The following is a 16979-nucleotide window of genomic DNA, read 5'->3' as shown; positions in this document are numbered from 1 at the left end:
CCACCTCAGCCACCCGATCCGGTGATCGCAGCCGCGGCGTCGCAGTCGGCCTCCTCGTAGGAGGAGGCGGCGCCCTCGACGACCTCGGCGTAGGCCCGGAGCATCTCGGCGATCAGCTCGTACTCCGAGCGCCACTGGCGCACGAAGGTCCGGACCTTGTCGTCGGCCTGGCGGCTGTGGTCGATGCCGCCGTCCACGCTGGCGCCGGCCCGCTCCAGGGCGAGGCGGGCATCGGCGAGCGCCGTGCGGGCGTCGGCGACCGCAGCCACCGACGCCCGCAGCGCCGCGGGATCGACGAAGAGGCGCTCGGGCACGTGCTCAGCCGGCGAGCGAGGAGGCGATCGCTGCCTCCTGACTCTCGTACTGCTCGCCGATGCCGCGGAGCAGCTCCGACATCTGGACCAGGGCGGTCTCGACCTGCTTCCAGCCCTGGGTGGCGTTGGCGTACATGCCGTGGAAGGCCCCGGCGGCCTGACCCCGCCAGCCGTTCTCGACCAGGGCCTGCACCGCGGTCAGCAGCGAGTCGAGCTGGCCGGCGATGGCGCCGCCCTCGGCCTGGAGCCGGCTGGCCATGGATTGCAGGTCCTCGAAGGTGACCAGGATGTTGTTCGATGACATTTCATGCCTCCTCAGTTGGTGTGGAGGCATTCAGTCACAGCCGTCGGGTGCCCGTCAAGGCTTTTCGTGAACTTTCATGCTCTACTGGTCTGCTCTCAGTGACATCGACCGACCTGGAGCGTGCGGGCGTGGCGGTCGACCACGAGCACCCCGCGTCCGGGTGGGAAGCGGGCGCCGGGCCGGAGCTTCACCCGGACGCCGGCGAGCTGGTCGATGTCCGCCGCGCCCGCCGGCTGCAGCAGGAGCATCCGCCGCCCCCGCTTCAGCGCCGGCACCCACCCGCTGAACGCCCGGGCGACGGCGGCGGCATCCGCCGTGGCCACCAGGCGGTACCCGCGGGTCGTGGCCAGCTGCTCGAGGGCACGACCGCCGGGGCCCTCGGCCAGCTCGTCGGCGTCGTCGATGACGACGGGAGACTCCGGCGGCTCGGCGTCGAGCAGCGACTGCAGCCGGGCGGGAGCATCCTCGTCCCGGCCGTCGATGACCACCGGATCGTGCCCGGCGGCGCGCAGGCCGGCGACCACGGCGGCGGCTGCGGTCGTGCGCCCGCTGCCGGGCGGCCCCACGATGAGGAGCGCGCCCGGGCCGAGGTCCACCGTGACGGGTTCGGAGTCGTCGGTCACGCCGAGGGCGACGACCAGGTCGTGGTCGAGCCCCGTCGGTCGGGCCACGTCCTCCGGCAGCGGCCCCGGACGCGGACCCCGTCGCGTCCCCGCACCGAGCGACGCGATGGCATCGGCCTGGGCGGCGGCTGAGGGATCCGGGCCGAGGACGGCCACCTGGACCTCCTCGTCGCCGCGCAGGTAGCCCCGTCCCGGCTCGAGGACGGGTCCCCGGGCCAGGGCCATCGGCACGCCGAGGGAGACGAGCGCGTCGGGCTCGGTCATGCGAAGCACCAGACGGGCGCCGATCGCGCCGAGCAGCGCGTTCGGCAGGTCGGCCCGGCGGTCGGCGGACAGCAGCGGGTGGATCCCCACCTGGCGCCCCTCCACCAGGAGGCGCTGGAGACGTTGGAGCCAGTCGTAGCCGGCCGGCGTGTCCAGCTCGGCGCGCAGCGCCCCGAAGCCGTCGATGACCACCGCGATGCGGGGGACGACGGGCTCCCCGGCGCGGGCGCGCAGCGCGGACAGGGACTCGACCCGGTGCTCGCCGAGCAGGGCCCGCCGGCGCTCGACCTCGGCGGCGAGGGCGTCGATCTGCGCCGCTGTGGTGTCGAGGTCGTCGGCGGTGCACACGACCCGGGTGTGGGGCAGCTCGAGCAGCGGCAGCAGCGCCCGGCTGGCGAAGTCGAAGACCACGACCTCGACCTCGTCCGGCGTGGCCCCCGCGACCAGGGACGCCACCGCGGTGCGCAGCGCCGTCGTCCGGCCGGACCCTCCGGCACCGAACACGGCCAGGCCGCCCTCGGCCTCGAGCTCCACCACGGCCGGCCGGCGGGCCTGGTGCTCGGGATCGTCGTGGAGGCCCAGCACCAGTCTTGATCCCCCTGAATCCCCCAGCACCCCTGGCTCCCCGGGCCCGTTCGAGCCGAGGAGATCGTGGAGGTCGACGACGTCGGGGAGCGGGGGGAGCCAGGGGCGGCGGGGCACGGCGCCGCCGCGTCGCTGGTGCGCAACGCCGATCGAGGCGAGCACCTGGTCGAGCTGGGTGCCGCCGAGCGCCACCGGCGCGGCGGCGTCCGGCACCCGCCCGACCCCGAGCGGGGCGACCCGGACCCGGGCGCCGCCACCGTGGTGGCGGGGCGCGCCCGACCAGGCGGCCTGGAACGGGACGAGCTCGGTCGGGCCGGTGCGGGCGAAGGCCCGGCCCCGGAGGGGGACCGGGATCTCGGCCGCGGCCGGGCTGCCGATGACGCTCTGGGAGTCGGCCGCATCGACCACGCGCAGCGCCACCCGCAGGTTCGTGTTGGCCAGGATGTTCTCGTTCACCGCGCCGGCCGGGCGCTGGGTGGCGAGCACGAGGTGGATGCCGAGGCTGCGCCCGCGCTGGGCGACGTCGACCACGCCGGCGACGAAGTCGGGGATCTCCTTCACGAGCGTGGCGAACTCGTCGACGACGATCACCAGCCGGGGCGGCGCGCGGTCCGGGTCCAGCTGGGCCAGGTCGGCGACACCGGCATCGGCGAGGATCGCCATGCGCCGGTCGAGCTCGGCCCGCAGCGACACCAGCGCCCGGAGGGACAGCCGGGCGTCGAGGTTGGTGACCACACCGACGTTGTGCGGGAGCTCGGCGAAGGGTGCGGCCGCCGCACCGCCCTTGTAGTCGATGAAGAGGAACGTGAGGCGCTCCGGCGGGTGCTGCGCCGCCATCGCCGCGACCATGCTCTGCAGCAGCTCGCTCTTGCCCGCGCCCGAGGTGCCGGCGATGAGCATGTGCGGGCCCTGCTCCACGAGGTCGAGCAAGAACGTGCCGCCCGCCCCGGCACCGACGGGGGCGGCGAGCGACCGCGAGGTGCTCCGGTCCCACACGTCGGCGACGTGCTCGGGGGTCACGTCGGCGAGCACGTCGGTGAGGCCCACCATGCGGGGCAGCGCACCGACCTGGGCCACGCTCGTGACGTCCCGCAGCGGTGCCAGGTGGCGGGCGAGTGCATCAGCGACCTCTGTCCCCGTCACCTCGACGGTGAAGGTCACCGGTTCGGCGTCGGGGTCGGTCGTAGCGAGGACGGACGCCCCGTCGCCGGAAGCGACCTGCGCCAGCAGCCGGCACTGGCGGGGCAGCAGCGCCTCGTCGCGGCCGATCCACAGCACCCGGATGCCCGCACCCGGGCCGTCATCCAGGAGGCGGCCGAGGGCGGTGCGGTCGACGGCGGCGTCCTCGTGGACGGCCACGACGAGCCTCGGGTGGTCGCGGTCGGCGCTGCCCCGTCGGTCGGCGGCCACGTCGAGCAGGGCGCCGAGCAGCACGTCGACGTCCTCGGGCCAGGCAGCCAGGTGCGGCACCGACAGGGGCGACGCCGCCGAGCGCACGTGGGGCAGCCAGCGGAGCCACTCGTACCCGGCGAGGGCGCTCGGCGCGAGGAGTGCAACGAGGATCACGTCCTCGGGGCCGTGGCGCACGACGGTCTGGGCCAGGAGCGAGCGGGCGAGGCCGTCGACCAGGTCGGGGTCGCCGTGGAGGCCGACGATGCCGGCCCGCTCGAGATCGATCGCGACGGGGACGTCGTGCACCTCGGCCACCGCTTCCGCGATGCGGGCCTCGGCCTCGCGGCGGAGCTGTTCATCCCCGCCTCGCTCGATCTCCAGGGACACCAGCGTTGGGAGGGTCGAGCGGCCGGCCCGCAGCACGAGCAGGTCGGGGGCACCGCGGTCCCGGGCCCACAGCGACGGCGCCCGCACCCGCGCCTGCTCGACGAGGACCTCGAGCGGCGGCAGCGCCCGATCCCGCTCGGCGCGCTCGTCCTCCTTGGCCTGCTCGATGTCACCCAGCCGCTCCTCGAGCAGGGCCTGGTGCTCGGCGCGAGCGGCACGGTGGCTCCGCCGGCCGCGGCGCCGCTCGAACAGGGTCACCGCCCCGAGGGCGATCGGCGCCAGCAGCGCGATGAGGAGGAACTGGGGGCGACCGAACACCACGGCGAAGCCGACGCCGCTCGCGAGCGGGATGACGAAGGAGGTGATGGCGATGCGGTTGGCCGGCGGCGGGGACGGCGGCGCGGGCAGCGGTGGGAGCCGGCGCGGCTGCACCCGCACGGGCCGGTAGGGCGTGCGGTTGAACGGAACGGTGCCGCTCCCGTCGGGTCGGTCATGGTGCACCGTGGGGTCGGAGGGTTGGGTGGGCGGTGGCGTCGCTCGCAGCCAGACGCGCTGGCCGGAGGTGACCCCGGCCCGCACCACGGGGGTGGCCTCGTCCAGCGCGGTGCCGTCGTCGGTCCACAGGCGGGCGTCGGGCGCGACCTCGATGCCGCGGTCGGCGGCGTGGGCGGCGAGCGCGCCCCGCAGGTCGGCGACGGTGGCGCCGGGCTCGGCGTCGGCGCGGCAGTCGAGGCGCGCCGCGACCTCGCCGTCGCCGACCCGTAGCTCCACCAGCAGTTCGATGGCCGGCAGGTTAGGAGGTCACGAACTCGGTGAGGTGCGCCGGGAAGCGGTGCTCGGCTCGCAGGAACGCCTGGCCGTCGACGTCCCGGCTCACCCGCAGCGCGACGAGCATGGGCGAACCGACCGGGATGCCGAGCACCTCGGCGTCGCGCTCGTCGGCGACGGCGGCCCGGATCGTCTGGTCGACGGCGGCGAGCTCGTTCGGGAGCAGGTCGTAGAAGGTGGCGCCCTCCACGTCGTCGCGGCTGAGCGACCGGCCCAGCTCGGCCGGGCACCACACCGTGACGAGGGCGAAGGGCTGGCCGTCGGCCAGGTTCACGCGCACCACCTCGAGCACGGGCTCCCCATCGAGGTCACGGAAGCGGAAGGACAGCACCTTGCGCACGGGCTCGCGGCCTTGGGCGGCGAGGTCGGCCTCGATGGTCGACAGCGTGGCGAGCGATCTGCGCACCACCGGGACGGCGACGAACCAGCCGAACCCCTGGCGGGAGCCGATCAACCCCTCCGAGCGGAGCAGCTCGAGCGCCTTTCGGACCGTGACGCGGCTCACCCCATAGGATCCGGCCAGGTCGGCCTCCGAGGGCAGCACGGCCCCGGCGACCAGGTCGCCGGACGTGATCTGTCGACGGAGGTCGTCAGCGATCGCCACGTATCGGATCTCTCTCACTTGTATTAGAGTTGCATCATGCCTGTCACTTCGTCCACTCCCATCGAGCTCGTCCAGGCCGTCTACGACCGGCTGCCCGACTCCGTCCGCATCGGTCGTGAGCGCCTCGGCCGGCCCCTGACGCTCGCGGAGAAGATCCTGATCAACCACCTCCGGGATCGCGAGGGCCAGGAGATGGAGCGGTCCCGCAGCTACGCCGACTTCGATCCGGACCGGGTCGCCATGCAGGACGCCACCGCCCAGATGGCGCTGCTGCAGTTCATGACCGCCGGCCTGGACGAGGCCGCCGTCCCCTCCACCGTGCACTGCGACCACCTGATCCAGGCCAAGGTCGGTGCGCTCAAGGACCTCGAGGTCGCGACGGAGACCAACCACGAGGTCTACGAGTTCCTCGAGACCGTCAGCCGGCGCTACGGCATCGGCTTCTGGAAGCCGGGCTCGGGCATCATCCACCAGGTCGTGCTCGAGAACTACGCCTTCCCCGGCGGCATGATGATCGGCACCGACAGCCACACCCCCAACGCCGGCGGCCTGGGCATGGTCGCCATCGGCGTGGGTGGCGCCGACGCCGTCGACGTGATGACCGGCTTCCCGTTCAACGTGCGCTGGCCCAAGCTGATCGGCGTCCACCTCACCGGGCGCCTGTCCGGCTGGACCGCACCGAAGGACGTGATCCTCAAGGTCGCCGAGATCCTCACGGTCAAGGGCGGCACCGGGGCCATCGTGGAGTACTTCGGCGAGGGCGCCGACTCCATCACCGCCACCGGCAAGGGCACCATCTGCAACATGGGCGCCGAGATCGGGGCGACGACGTCGCTGTTCCAGTTCGACGAGAACATGGCGGCGTACCTCAAGTCCACCGGCCGGGAGGCCATCGCCGATGCGGCCAACGCCGTCTCCGGCGACCTGCGCGCCGACCCCGAGGTCCTGGCCAACCCGGGCGAGTACTTCGACCAGGTCATCGAGATCAACCTCGATGAGCTGCCCCCGATGATCAACGGCCCCCACTCCCCCGACCGCGCCCACGTCCTCGGCGACGTGGACGGCGGCGTCGGCAAGGAAGCCAAGGAGGAGGGCTGGCCGCTCGAGATCAGCGCCGCCCTCATCGGCTCGTGCACCAACTCGTCCTACGAGGACATCACCCGGGCGGCCTCCATCGCCCGCCAGGCCGCGGCCAAGGGCCTGAAGGCCAAGACCGAGCTGCTCATCACCCCGGGCTCCGAGCAGGTGCGCGCCACCATCGAGCGCGACGGCCTGCTCGCCGACCTCGAGGCGATCGGCGGCGACGTGCTCGCCAACGCCTGCGGCCCCTGCATCGGCCAGTGGTCGCGCCCCCAGACCCAGCTCGACCAGGTCAACACCATCGTCAACTCCTACAACCGCAACTTCCCCAAGCGGAACGACGGCTCGGCCAACACCCTCAGCTTCGTGACCTCGCCCGACACGGTCATCGCCCTGGCGCTGGCCGGCCGCCTCGACTTCGACCCCCGCACCGACGTGCTGGTCAACGACGCCGGCGAGGAGGTCCGCCTCGACGAGCCCGTCGGCATCGACCTGCCCCCGGGCGGCTTCGACCCCGGCGAGGACACCTTCGTCGCACCCCCCGAGGAGCTGTCGGACCGCACCAGCGTCGAGGTAAAGGTCGACCCCGAGTCCGACCGCATCCAGCTGCTCGAGCCGTTCCCGGCCTGGGACGGCGAGGACTACGTCGAGCTGCCGGTCGCCGTGAAGGCCCAGGGCAAGTGCACCACCGACCACATCTCGATGGCCGGCCCGTGGCTCAAGTACCGCGGCCACCTCGAGAACATCTCGGGCAACCTCTTCCTCGGCGCGGTCAACGCCTTCACCGGGGAGGCTGGTAGCGGCAAGGACCCGGCCGACGGGAAGGTCAAGCCGTTCCCCGAGGTCATGGCGTCGCTGCACGAAGCCGGCCAGGAGTGGGTCGCGATCGGCGACGAGAACTACGGCGAGGGCTCCTCCCGCGAGCACGCTGCCATGGAGCCCCGGTTCCGCAGGTGCGCCGCCGTGTTCGCCCGCAGCTTCGCCCGCATCGCCGAGACCAACCTCAAGAAGCAGGGCGTGCTCGCCCTCACCTTCTCGGACCCGGCCACCTACGACGCCATCGGCGAGGACGACACGCTCAGCATCCTCGGACTCGACGGGCTCGCTCCCGACGTGCCCGTGCGCTGCCAGATCGTGAAGCCCGACGGCTCCACGGTCGACTTCGAGGCCACCCACACCCTGTCCCCCGAGCAGATCGAGTGGTTCGAGGCCGGGTCGGCCCTGAACATCATCCGCCAGCGGGGCGGCGGCGACAACGCCTGAACCTCTGGCGCTGCCGGATCTTCTGATCTCAACGGAAGATCAATTCCTTCTCAAGTCCACCTCGATCCCCGACGATGAACTCCCTCACGGGCCGGCATCCGCCGCCCGTGAGGGAACCAACGGGAGGACAGGAACATGGGGCAGGCACGACTGGGACGGGGCGCACGCGTCTTCGCGATCGGCGTGGCCGCGGTGGCGACAGCAACCGGGGCGTACGCGTACACCAACACCAACACCGTCGAGGCGTCCAAGGCCGGTGACGGCACCGCAGCGATCAGCGGCTACACCGTGAGCGACGTCAAGTACGAGCTGGACACCACCGACCCGTCAGAGCTCGAGTTCGTCCGCTTCACGCTCAACGGCGAGGCCGGAAGCGTCCGGGCCAAGGTCGTGTCCACCGATACCGACTACAGCACCTGCAGCGAGACCACGACCTCCGATGTGTGGGAGTGCGATCTCGACGGCATCGCCGTCCTCGATGCCGACAGCCTCACCGTCGTCGCGACGAGCTGAGCACGGTGCGCCTCCTCGCACGAGGCGTCGACGCCCTGCTCGCCATCGGCGGGGTGGCGCTGCTGGGGCTCGTGGTGATGATCGGCTCGGGTCAGCTGAGCTGGGTCATCACCACGGGCAACAGCATGTCGCCACGGGTGGCGGCCGGCGACCTCATCGTCGTCCGCCCCGCCGACCGGTACCGGGTCGGCGACGTCGTCGCCTACGACAGCCCGGACCTCGGCCGCAAGGTGCTGCACCGCATCGTCGCCGTCGAGGACAGCCGGTTCGTGACCCAGGGCGACCACAACGACTGGGTCGACTCCTACCAGCCGACCCCGGCCGAGGTCGTGGGCCGGGAGCAGCTCCACCTGCCCGGCGTCGGGCGCCACCTGCGGTCGCTGCTCGACCCCGGCGTCGTGGCCGTCATCGTCGGCCTGGCCACCGCGCTGGCGCTCGGCATGCTCGGCCGGGTCCCGGTGCCCGAGGAGGGCGAGGCGTGGGTCGAGCACGCGGTCTGACGGGACTTGCTGGACTGCTGGTGCTGAGCGGGCTGCTGGTCCTGGCGGGGCCGGCGGCGGCGTCGACCAACGAGGTCGCCGCCAGTCGCGCGACCAGCTTCACCATGCCCATCACCATCCAGGACCTGGCCCCGGCGGCCTGCGCCGGCATGGATCTCACCACGCTGGTGACCATCGCCGACAAGAAGGGCGCCAAGATCCAGGGGACGAACGGCAACGACCTCATCGTCGGCTCGGCCGGCGACGACCGCATCGACGGCCGCAACGGGGACGACTGCCTGGTGGGTGGAGCCGGGGCCGATCAGCTGGACGGCGGCAACGGGTTCGACGCCTGCCTGGCGGGTGACGACCCGGATGACTCCACGAGCAGGTGCGAGGCCTGATCAGGCTGGCTCTCGGGCTGGATCACGGGGGCTGGGAGCGTGAAGCGGTAGCCGGCGCCGCGCACGGTCTCGATCCAGCCGTGGGATGAACCGGCGGCGGCGAGCTTGCCGCGCAGGCGGTAGACGTGCTCGGTGACGGTGTCGACGCTGTGGTCGGCGGCGTTCGCCCGCCACACCAGCTCGAGCAGGTCGGCCCGGGAGAACACCCGGTTCGGTGACGACGCGAACGTCCGCAGCAGGTCGAACTCCTTCACGGTGAGGTCGAGCACCACGCCGCCGACGGAGGCCGACCGCGTCACCGGATCCAGCGCCAGACCGTCACGCTCCAGCGCGCCGACCGGGTCGGTGGCCGCGAGGAGCAGGGCCCGCCGCTCGATGGCCCGCTCCACCCGCAGCACGAGCTCGCGGTCGGACACGTCCGCGGCGCAGTGGTCGTCGGCGTCGGCCTCGAGCGCGATCACGGCCAGCTCCGGGTCCGACCCGCCGACCATGACCACCGCCACGCCGGGGTGGTCCCGGCGGATGTCGTGGAGCACCGAGATGCCGCTGCGCGACGGGAGCCGGACAGCCACCACGGCGACGTCGTACCCGTCGGCCAGGCGAGCCAGGCCGTCGGGGCCGTCGGGACTGTCCGCGACCTGGTCGACCGCGGGGGCGAGCGCATCGGCCAGGCGCTGCCGTTCATCGGCATCGCCGTGGATGATCAAGGCCCGGGCCACCGCCCCAGTATGGCCAGACTCACCACTGGGTGGTGTCATGTGGTCACCGTGCGGATGGCACCAGTGTCGGCGCGGCTGTCAGTACCGTCCGGCGCGTGGAAGCCGACGCGCTGGGGCAGCTGGATGACCTCGCCATCCTGGAGACGATCGTCGATCGCCTCACCGACGTGGTCTTCGTGCTCGGCGACGACGACCTGATGCACTGGCGGCGTCGAAGCTCGCGCCTGCGGGTGCACCTGCCCGACAACGCCCAGGTGCTGGGCATCCCGATGCTGGAGCGCGTCCACCCGGCCGACCTCCCTTCGGTGCTCGACACGCTCGAGCAGATGCGCCTCGGCAACGCGCCGGAGGCGACGATGCGGGCGCGCATCTTCGACGCCAACGATCCGAGCATCATCCACGACGAGGACCTGCGCGCCTTCGACGCCCGGGACGTGCCCGGTGTCGGCGGCATCGTCGTGGCGGTGGAGATCCGTGACACCCGGGGCGCGTTCCCGAGCGAGGTGCACGGCGACGACTTCTCGATCGCCGACGTCGCACCCATCGGCCTCGCCGTGCTCGCCGCCGGCGACCGCATCATCTACGCCAACACCCTGTTCCGCGAGCACCTCGGGCTCGAGGGCCGCACCGCCATCACCGTCACGTCGGTGCAGGGGCTGCACGAGGCCATCGCCCGCGCCCGGGAGACGAGCCTGGCCTCCGCCGTCGTGTCCCACCGGGGTCGCACCCTGCGCGTCGTCGGCCGCCGCATCGCCGACAACGGCACCACGAGCATCGCCCTGTCGACCACCGACATCACCACCGAGCACGACGCCATGCTCGCCCTGGCCCGGTCGCAGGAGACCTGGCGGGCGACCTTCGAGCACGCCCCGGCCGGCATCGCGCTGGTCGACCCGACCGGGTGCTTCCTCGACCTCAACCGGGCGTGGACGGCGATCACCGGGTACACGGCGGAGGAGCTCGTCGGCCGGTCCTTCGCCGACATCACCCACCCCGACGACCTCGAACCCGACCTCGCCCAGGTCCGGGACCTGCTCGACCGCAAGCAGCCCAGCTACCGCCTGCTCAAGCGCTACCTCCACCGCGACGGCCACGTCGTCACGGTCGACCTGTGGTGCAGCATCGTGCGCGACGACGCCGGCGAGCCCGTGCACTTCGTCGCCCAGATCCTCGAGCACTGAATCCGGAGCTGAGGACCGGGGACGCGACCGGGCGTCAGCCGGTGTTGCGCATGCCGGCGGCGACGCCGTTGACGCTGAGCAGCAGGGCGCGGCGCAAGCGGCGCGACTCGGCGCTCTCCCGGTCATCGAGGGCGCGGGTCCGCTCGAGCAGGGCGACCTGGAGGACGTGGATCGGGTCGAGGTAGCGGTCGCGCACGCGGAGGGTGTGGGCGATGGTCGGGAGGTCGCCGAGCAGCTCCCGGCCGGTGAGGGCGGTGACGGCGGCGAGGGTCCGGGCGTGCTCGTCGCGCACGACGTCGAACAGGTGGTGCAGCTCGGTCGGCACCAGCGCCTCGACGTAGCGGGACGAGATCCCCAGGTCCGTCTTGGCCAGGGTCATCTCCACGTTGGAGAGGAAGGTGCGGAAGAACGTCCACTCCCGCAGCATCTCGGTGAGCGTTTCTCCGTGGCCGGCTGCAACCGCGGACTCGATCCCGGTGCCGACGCCGAACCAGCCGGGAATGATCTGGCGGGACTGGGTCCAGCCGAACACCCAGGGGATGGCTCGCAGCCCGGCCAGCGTCATGCCGCCGTCGCCCTGCGTGGTGCGCCGGGCGGGGCGTGATCCGATGTTCAGCTCGCCGAGCTCCTCGACGGGTGTCGACGTGCGGAAGTACTCGGGCAGGTCGGGGTCGTCGACGAAGCGCCGGTAGGCGGCGTAGGCGGCATCGGACGCGAGGTCCATGACCTCGACCCAGCGGGCGCGGGTGGCGTCGTCGTGGCGGGGGCCGCGCCGTGCGACCGTCGCCTCGATGACCGCGGACATGGCGAGGTCGAGGTTGCGCTGGGCCAGGTCGGGCCGGCCGTACTTGTCGGCGATGACCTCGCCCTGCTCGGTGATCTTGACCTCGCCCCGGATGAGCCCGGCCGGCTGGGCCAGGATCGAGGTGTTGGTCGGACCCCCGCCCCGGCCGATCGTGCCGCCCCGCCCGTGGAAGACGCGGATGGGCAGGTCGTGGCGCTCGGCGAGGTCGCGGATGCGGCGCAGCGCCTTGTGGATCTCCCACTGGCTGGTGGTGATGCCGCCGTCCTTGTTGGAGTCGGAGTACCCGACCATCACCTCCTGGACGCCGCGGAGCTCGACGATGCGCCGGTACCCGGGCACCGCGAGCAACCGCTCGAGCACGTCCTCGATGCCACGCAGGTCGTCGATGGTCTCGAACAGCGGCACGAAGCCGAGGCGGGCGACCCCGGCGGACAGGTCGACGAGGCCCACCTCCCGGGCGAGGAGCACAGCGGCGAGGATGTCGTCGACGCCCTTGGTCATGGAGACGATGTAGGACTCCACGACGTCGTCGCCACGCTGGTCGAGCACGTCGCGCAGCGCCCGGAAGGCGAGCAGCGGGTCGTTGTCGGGCACCGGCGTGCCGGGCGGCGCCAGCGGGCGACGGCTCTCGAGCTCGGTCACGAGCAGGGCCTGCCGGGCTTCTCGGGCTTCTGGGGAGCTGCTGTCCTGCGGGTAGTCGATGCCGCAGCCGGCGAAGAGGCCGGCGAGCGACTCGTGCAGGCGGGCGGCGTGCTCGCGGAGATCGAGGGTGGCGAGGTGGAACCCGACGGTGGCGAGCAGCCGCCGCGTGCGGGCCAGGGGTCCGTCGGCGAGGAGCGCGCCGCCGTGCTCCCGGAGCGAGCGGTCGAGGACGGCGAGGTCGTCGTCCAGCTCGGCGGGGCTGCGGTAGGCACGCGGGGAGTCGGGGGTGGTCTCGGTGGCCCGGAGGCGCTCGGCGATGACGGCGAGGCGGAGCCGGTACCACTCCCCCTCCACCCGGCGGCCGACCCGCTCGTGGACGTCGGGGAAGCGGGTGCGGTCGGCCTCGACGGCGGCGCGCAGCTCGTCGCTGGCGGCGCGGATCCGGTCGGACATGGACAGCTCCCCGCGCAGTCGGTCGATCTCTCCGGCCAGCAGCTGCAGGGCGCGCTCCCGGTGCAGCTCGAGCACCTCGGCGGTGGTCTCGGCCGTGACGTTGGGGTTCCCGTCCCGGTCGCCGCCGACCCAGCTGCCGAAGCGGACCGGGGCGGCGTCGGGCGGTAGCGAGCCGCCGGCGCGCTCGAGGGACAGGGCCAGGTCCTCGAGCAGCTCGGGCAGGCCCCGGCGGGTGACCTGCTCGAGCACGTAGAGCACCGAGCGGGCCTCGTCCGAGGGCGTGGGCCGCCGCCGGCGCAGCTCATCGGTCTGCCACATGGCGTCGATGAGCTCGTCGATGCGGCGGTCGATGCGGCGCTGCTCGGTGGCGGTGGCGGCCGGGTGCTGGCGCCGCTCCAGGCGGGTGGCGATCTCGGTGAGCTTGTCGAGGATCGACCGGCGCGACGCCTCGGTCGGGTGGGCGGTGAAGACGGGCCGGAGCTCGGTCCGGGCCACGGCGGCAGAGATCTCGTCGATGTCGTGGCCGGCGCCGAGGAGCCGCTCGATGGTGTCGGTGATCCGTCCGGCGTCGGCCGTGCGCTGGTTCAGCTCCTCGATGCGGTGGACCTGCTCCGTGGCGTTGGCCAGGTGGAAGTAGAGCGTGAACGCCCGGACCAGCCGGATCGCATCCACGGGTGAGACGTCCCGCAGCAACGCTCCCAGGTCCCTGCTCCCGCCTGTGTTCCCGGCCGTGCTCCCGGCGTGCTGGTCGGTGCGGATGCGGCGGGCGAGGACGCGGACGCGCTCGACCAGGTCGAGCATGGCGTCGCCCTCCTGGCGGGCGATGGCCTGGCCGAGCTGGTTGCCGAGCCGACGGATGTCGGCGCGCATCGCCTCGTCGGGGCCGTCGAGCACCGGCTCCTGCTCCTGCATGGGGCCGAGGGTATCGGTGGGTTCAGACGGTGCCGGGCGCGTACTCGATGCGGCCCTTGCCGGCGCGCTTGGCCCGGTACGACGCGGCGTCGGCCCGCGTCAGGAGGGCGGCGGGGTCCTCGTCGCCGTGGGCGTGCCCGATGCCGACGCTCGCGCCCACGAGGATCGGGTCCTCGGTGAGGCCGACGATCGGTGTGCGCACGGCACCCAGGATCCGCTCGGCGAGCAGCGACACGTCGTAGGCGGTGCGGGCCCGCGTCGTCACGACGACGAACTCGTCGCCGCCGTAGCGGGCCACCAGCTCGTCCTCCCGGGCCGCGCTGCGGAGCCGGCGGGCGATGGTCCGCAGCACCTCGTCGCCGGTCTGGTGCCCGTGCCGGTCGTTGACCGGCTTGAAGTCGTCCAGGTCGAGGAAGAGCACGACCAGGTGGTCGTCGGCGCGGCGGCGGGGTCCGAGGTTCGACGTGAGGTAGCTGTCGAGGTAGCGGCGGTTGGGCAGGCCGGTGAGGTGGTCGTGCGTCGCCCAGTAGGCGAGGTCCTCCGACGAGTCGGCCATGTCGATGAGCGCCTTGCGCCCGGAGATGTCCTCCACGTGGGACACGAAGTGGCTGATGGCGCCGGCGGCGTCGTGCACGGCCGAGACGGTGAGCTCCACCCACACCTCGTGGCCGGCACGGTGCAGGAACCGCTTCTCCATCTGGTAGCCGCCCCGGCGGCCGGCCCGGACCTCGGCGAGCAGCTCCTCGTCGACGGCCAGGTCGTCGGGGTGGGTGATCTCGGCGAACCCCCGCCCGAGCAGGTCGTCGGACGGGCGACCGCAGATCATCGCCAGGGCGTCGTTCACCTGCACGAAGCGGCCGTCGAGGTCCACGACGGCGGTGGCCACGGGCGAGCCGTCGAACACGGCGCGGAAGAGGCCCTCGGCTGCCCGCTGGCTCGTGACGTCCTCGAGGGAGGCGACGGCGAGGAGCAGCCGGTGCTCGGCGTCCCGGGTGGGCACGACGCGGAGGCGCAGTGAGCGGCCGTCGACCGCGAGGTCGGACACGGTGTCGATGGCGGTGCTGTCGAGGGCAGCGCTGATGCGGGCCTCGACCTCGTCCCGACCGGCGCCGACCAGCGCGGAGAAGCGGCTGTTCTCGAACGACACGCTGCCGTTGCCGCTGCGCACCTGCAGCCCGACCGGCGCGGCCTCGGCCAGGGACGACATGGCCACCCCGGCCTCGGCGCCCTCGAGGGCGGCGGCATCGAAGTCGACCAGCCAGGCGTGGACGAGGATGCCGAAGGGCACGCTGGCGCTCACGTCGTGGGCGACGATCATCAGCGAGCTGCCGACCACCGCGGCGTGGTCGGGGTGGACCCGGGCCACGGTCGAGCGGCTCCCACCCTCGTGGGCGACGACCGCCATGACGTCGAGCACGGCCGGCAGGTCGTCGGGGTGCATCCAGGTGATGGCGCGCGCCGTCGGTGACAGCGGCAGGTGCAGGCGGCTCGTGCTCGGGTCGTACCAGCGGTGGATCGACCGCCCGGTGCTGGCATCGACGAGGACGGTGACGTCAGCCGATCGGTCGAGCAGGTGGTGCAGGACGGTCTCGGAGAGCACGCGCTCCCCGTCCACCGCTCCTTCCATCACACCTCCCATGACCCCTCCCAGATCCATGGCACCTCGATCGGCACTTTCAGCCCGGAACTGGAGCTATCCGTCGCTCGGCGCCACCAGCGCACCGTCGAAGATCAGCGACATGGTCTCGTCGACGATGCGCTCGTCGGACTCCTGGCTGAACAGCAGGGCCTGCATCGTGCAGAGGTGCACGAGGGAGCGAGCCAGCCGGACCGTCTCCATGCGCCGGCGGAGGCGACCCACGGCGCGCAGCTCGCGGATCAGCGGGAGGAGGACGCCGGGCAGCGGGACCAGGGCGCGGGTGTCGCGGGGCCACTCGCGCTCGGGGGACGGCGCCGCCTCGGCGACGATCTGGGCGGCCAGCGCCTCGGTCGCGCCCCGATTCTCGCGGGCGAGCTGCACGTAGCGCAGGAGCACCTGCTCGATCCGCCGGATCGGGCCCTCCTCCGCGGTGATCGGCACCGACGCGATCGCCTCGAGCTCGGGCACGTGCCGGGCCCAGGCCGCAGCCGCGACGGCGTTCACCGTGCCGAAGTGGTGGTACACGGTGGTCGCGCTCACCCCGGCAGCGGCCGCCACCTCGGAGACGCGCACGTCCGCGGCGCTCCGATCGATGAAGAGGTGGGCGGCGGCGTCAGCGATGTGGCGCCAGGTCTCGATCGGCGCACCGGACCCGTCGTCCCCGGTCTCGGCTTGGCGCGGGCGCACCAGCAGGCGGGACTCGAGCGTCGAGAGCTCGGGAGCCGGTGCGACGTCCGAGCGCTCGACCCGGGGGCGCGTGATCCCGAGGACGACCGCCGTCACCGTGTCGGAGTAGAGGCCGTCGCGCACGGCGTCCGGATCGGCGCCGTGCCGCCGCTGGAGGCCCTCGGCGATGGCGGTCATGATCACGGTCAGGTCGCGTCCACTGAACGGCGGGAGCATCTCGCGCCCCATCAGGCGCACGCCCCGCAGGTAGGTGGTCTCGACGCGCTCGGTGAGGGTCCGGTAGGCCTCCCCCAGCACGTCGCCGGCGGTGCGGCTGGTGTCTTCGCCCAGCTCCTGGTGCCGCACGGACCACAGCAGGTGCTGGAGCACGGCCAGCTCCTCCTCGTCGGCGACGAGGCCGGCCCACTCCTCGGCGGCGGCGGGTCGAATGCCGTCGAGGCCCTGGCGGTCGTTCGAGCCCGATGCCGCACCCGAGAGGCGGTCGACCCGGGCGCACCACCGGGCCGCGAAGGCGTCGGCCACCGCCTGGGCGAAGTGCGAGCGGTTCCGGAAGTGGTGGAAGAACGAGCCGGTCGTCACCCCGACCTCGTCGGCGATCGACCGGGTCTCCACCGCGGCGAGGAGGTCTTGGAATCGCTGCTGCGCGATCAGAGAGATCCCGGCGTCGATCATCTCTGCCCGCCGGTCGACCGTCACGGCGGGGAACGTAGTCGCAGGTCAGGGCGCTGCCGGCCACCCGAGCGGCAATTGTCCGGACCGAACGCACATAGCACCTGCTACGGGCTCACGTACCGCAAGCAATGTCTTGTCAGGCCACGGGTCACATCTGGGTGGTTGACTGAACACGCAGCGGGAACCTGTGGATGGCCCTTCCGGGCCGTCCTTCCAGCCCCTGGCGGCG

13 protein-coding genes are annotated in these 16979 nt (G+C 72.8%); 5 read left to right on the top strand and 8 right to left on the bottom strand.

Annotated features, from left to right (window positions below; genetic code table 11):
- Window positions 1-5: 5 nt before the first annotated feature.
- The 4 genes from RGQ06_RS15420 to RGQ06_RS15405 all read right to left on the bottom strand — a co-directional run bounded on the left by RGQ06_RS15420 (window position 6) and on the right by RGQ06_RS15405 (window position 5319).
- Complete coding sequence (locus tag RGQ06_RS15420; protein ID WP_432429584.1) at window positions 6-314, bottom strand: hypothetical protein; 309 nt, start codon at window positions 312-314, stop codon at window positions 6-8.
- Between the two features lie 4 nt (window positions 315-318).
- Entirely contained in the window at window positions 319-618 is a 300-nt protein-coding gene (locus tag RGQ06_RS15415) for a WXG100 family type VII secretion target (RefSeq protein WP_432429585.1), read from the bottom strand.
- A gap of 95 nt (window positions 619-713) precedes the next feature.
- Window positions 714-4640: an FtsK/SpoIIIE domain-containing protein gene (locus RGQ06_RS15410; RefSeq protein ID WP_432429586.1), complete on the bottom strand. Its 3927-nt coding sequence runs from the start codon at window positions 4638-4640 to the stop codon at window positions 714-716.
- A gap of 22 nt (window positions 4641-4662) precedes the next feature.
- Entirely contained in the window at window positions 4663-5319 is a 657-nt protein-coding gene (locus RGQ06_RS15405; RefSeq protein ID WP_432429587.1) for a GntR family transcriptional regulator, read from the bottom strand.
- Window positions 5320-5337: 18 nt separating this feature from the next.
- Here RGQ06_RS15405 and RGQ06_RS15400 point away from each other — a divergent pair, with 18 nt between their 5' ends.
- From RGQ06_RS15400 to RGQ06_RS15385, 4 genes are all read left to right on the top strand, one after another.
- Window positions 5338-7644: an aconitate hydratase gene (locus RGQ06_RS15400; RefSeq protein WP_432429588.1), complete on the top strand. Its 2307-nt coding sequence runs from the start codon at window positions 5338-5340 to the stop codon at window positions 7642-7644.
- A 135-nt stretch (window positions 7645-7779) separates the two neighbouring features.
- Entirely contained in the window at window positions 7780-8157 is a 378-nt protein-coding gene (locus tag RGQ06_RS15395) for a hypothetical protein (protein WP_432429589.1), read from the top strand.
- 5 nt (window positions 8158-8162) lie between these two features.
- Window positions 8163-8657, top strand: coding sequence for a signal peptidase I (locus tag RGQ06_RS15390; RefSeq protein ID WP_432429590.1), 495 nt, complete (start codon window positions 8163-8165; stop codon window positions 8655-8657).
- The gene (locus tag RGQ06_RS15385) at window positions 8636-9040 is read left to right on the top strand and encodes a hypothetical protein (protein ID WP_432429591.1); all 405 of its coding nucleotides are present in this window, start codon (window positions 8636-8638) and stop codon (window positions 9038-9040) included. Before RGQ06_RS15390 ends, RGQ06_RS15385 begins: the two co-directional genes overlap by 22 nt.
- Here the strand turns inward: RGQ06_RS15385 and RGQ06_RS15380 are convergent.
- Window positions 8959-9759, bottom strand: coding sequence for a response regulator transcription factor (locus RGQ06_RS15380; RefSeq protein WP_432429592.1), 801 nt, complete (start codon window positions 9757-9759; stop codon window positions 8959-8961). The two genes, RGQ06_RS15385 and RGQ06_RS15380, sit on opposite strands and share 82 nt — an antisense overlap.
- Window positions 9760-9854: 95 nt before the next feature.
- On the opposite strand from RGQ06_RS15380, the gene RGQ06_RS15375 reads away from it, so the two are divergent.
- The gene (locus RGQ06_RS15375; protein ID WP_432429593.1) at window positions 9855-10940 is read left to right on the top strand and encodes a PAS domain S-box protein; all 1086 of its coding nucleotides are present in this window, start codon (window positions 9855-9857) and stop codon (window positions 10938-10940) included.
- Between the two features lie 34 nt (window positions 10941-10974).
- On the opposite strand, the gene ppc is transcribed toward RGQ06_RS15375, so the two are convergent.
- The 3 genes from ppc to RGQ06_RS15360 form a co-directional block, all read right to left on the bottom strand.
- Window positions 10975-13752 (bottom strand): phosphoenolpyruvate carboxylase, encoded by a 2778-nt coding sequence (ppc, locus tag RGQ06_RS15370; protein ID WP_432429594.1) that lies wholly within the window; start codon window positions 13750-13752, stop codon window positions 10975-10977.
- Window positions 13753-13774: 22 nt separating this feature from the next.
- Entirely contained in the window at window positions 13775-15379 is a 1605-nt protein-coding gene (locus RGQ06_RS15365; protein WP_432429595.1) for a diguanylate cyclase domain-containing protein, read from the bottom strand.
- Between the two features lie 66 nt (window positions 15380-15445).
- Window positions 15446-16774, bottom strand: a complete 1329-nt coding sequence (locus RGQ06_RS15360; protein WP_432429596.1) for a TetR family transcriptional regulator — start codon at window positions 16772-16774, stop codon at window positions 15446-15448.
- Window positions 16775-16979 lie beyond the last annotated feature (205 nt).

Source organism: Salinilacustrithrix flava, assembly GCF_041228405.1.
Lineage (GTDB): Bacteria > Actinomycetota > Acidimicrobiia > Acidimicrobiales > Salinilacustritrichaceae > Salinilacustrithrix > Salinilacustrithrix flava.
Note: the sequence above shows the minus strand (reverse complement) of the source record. Positions and strands in the feature narration are given on the sequence as shown.

What these genes read in the sequence shown, in the direction of transcription:
- RGQ06_RS15415 (WP_432429585.1), bottom strand. Translation starts at nt 618, where the DNA reads ATGTCATCGAACAACATCCTGGTCACCTTCGAGGACCTGCAATCCATG.
- ppc (WP_432429594.1), bottom strand. Translation starts at nt 13,752, where the DNA reads ATGCAGGAGCAGGAGCCGGTGCTCGACGGCCCCGACGAGGCGATGCGC.
- RGQ06_RS15395 (WP_432429589.1), top strand. Translation starts at nt 7,780, where the DNA reads ATGGGGCAGGCACGACTGGGACGGGGCGCACGCGTCTTCGCGATCGGC.
- RGQ06_RS15365 (WP_432429595.1), bottom strand. Translation starts at nt 15,379, where the DNA reads ATGGAAGGAGCGGTGGACGGGGAGCGCGTGCTCTCCGAGACCGTCCTG.
- RGQ06_RS15400 (WP_432429588.1), top strand. Translation starts at nt 5,338, where the DNA reads ATGCCTGTCACTTCGTCCACTCCCATCGAGCTCGTCCAGGCCGTCTAC.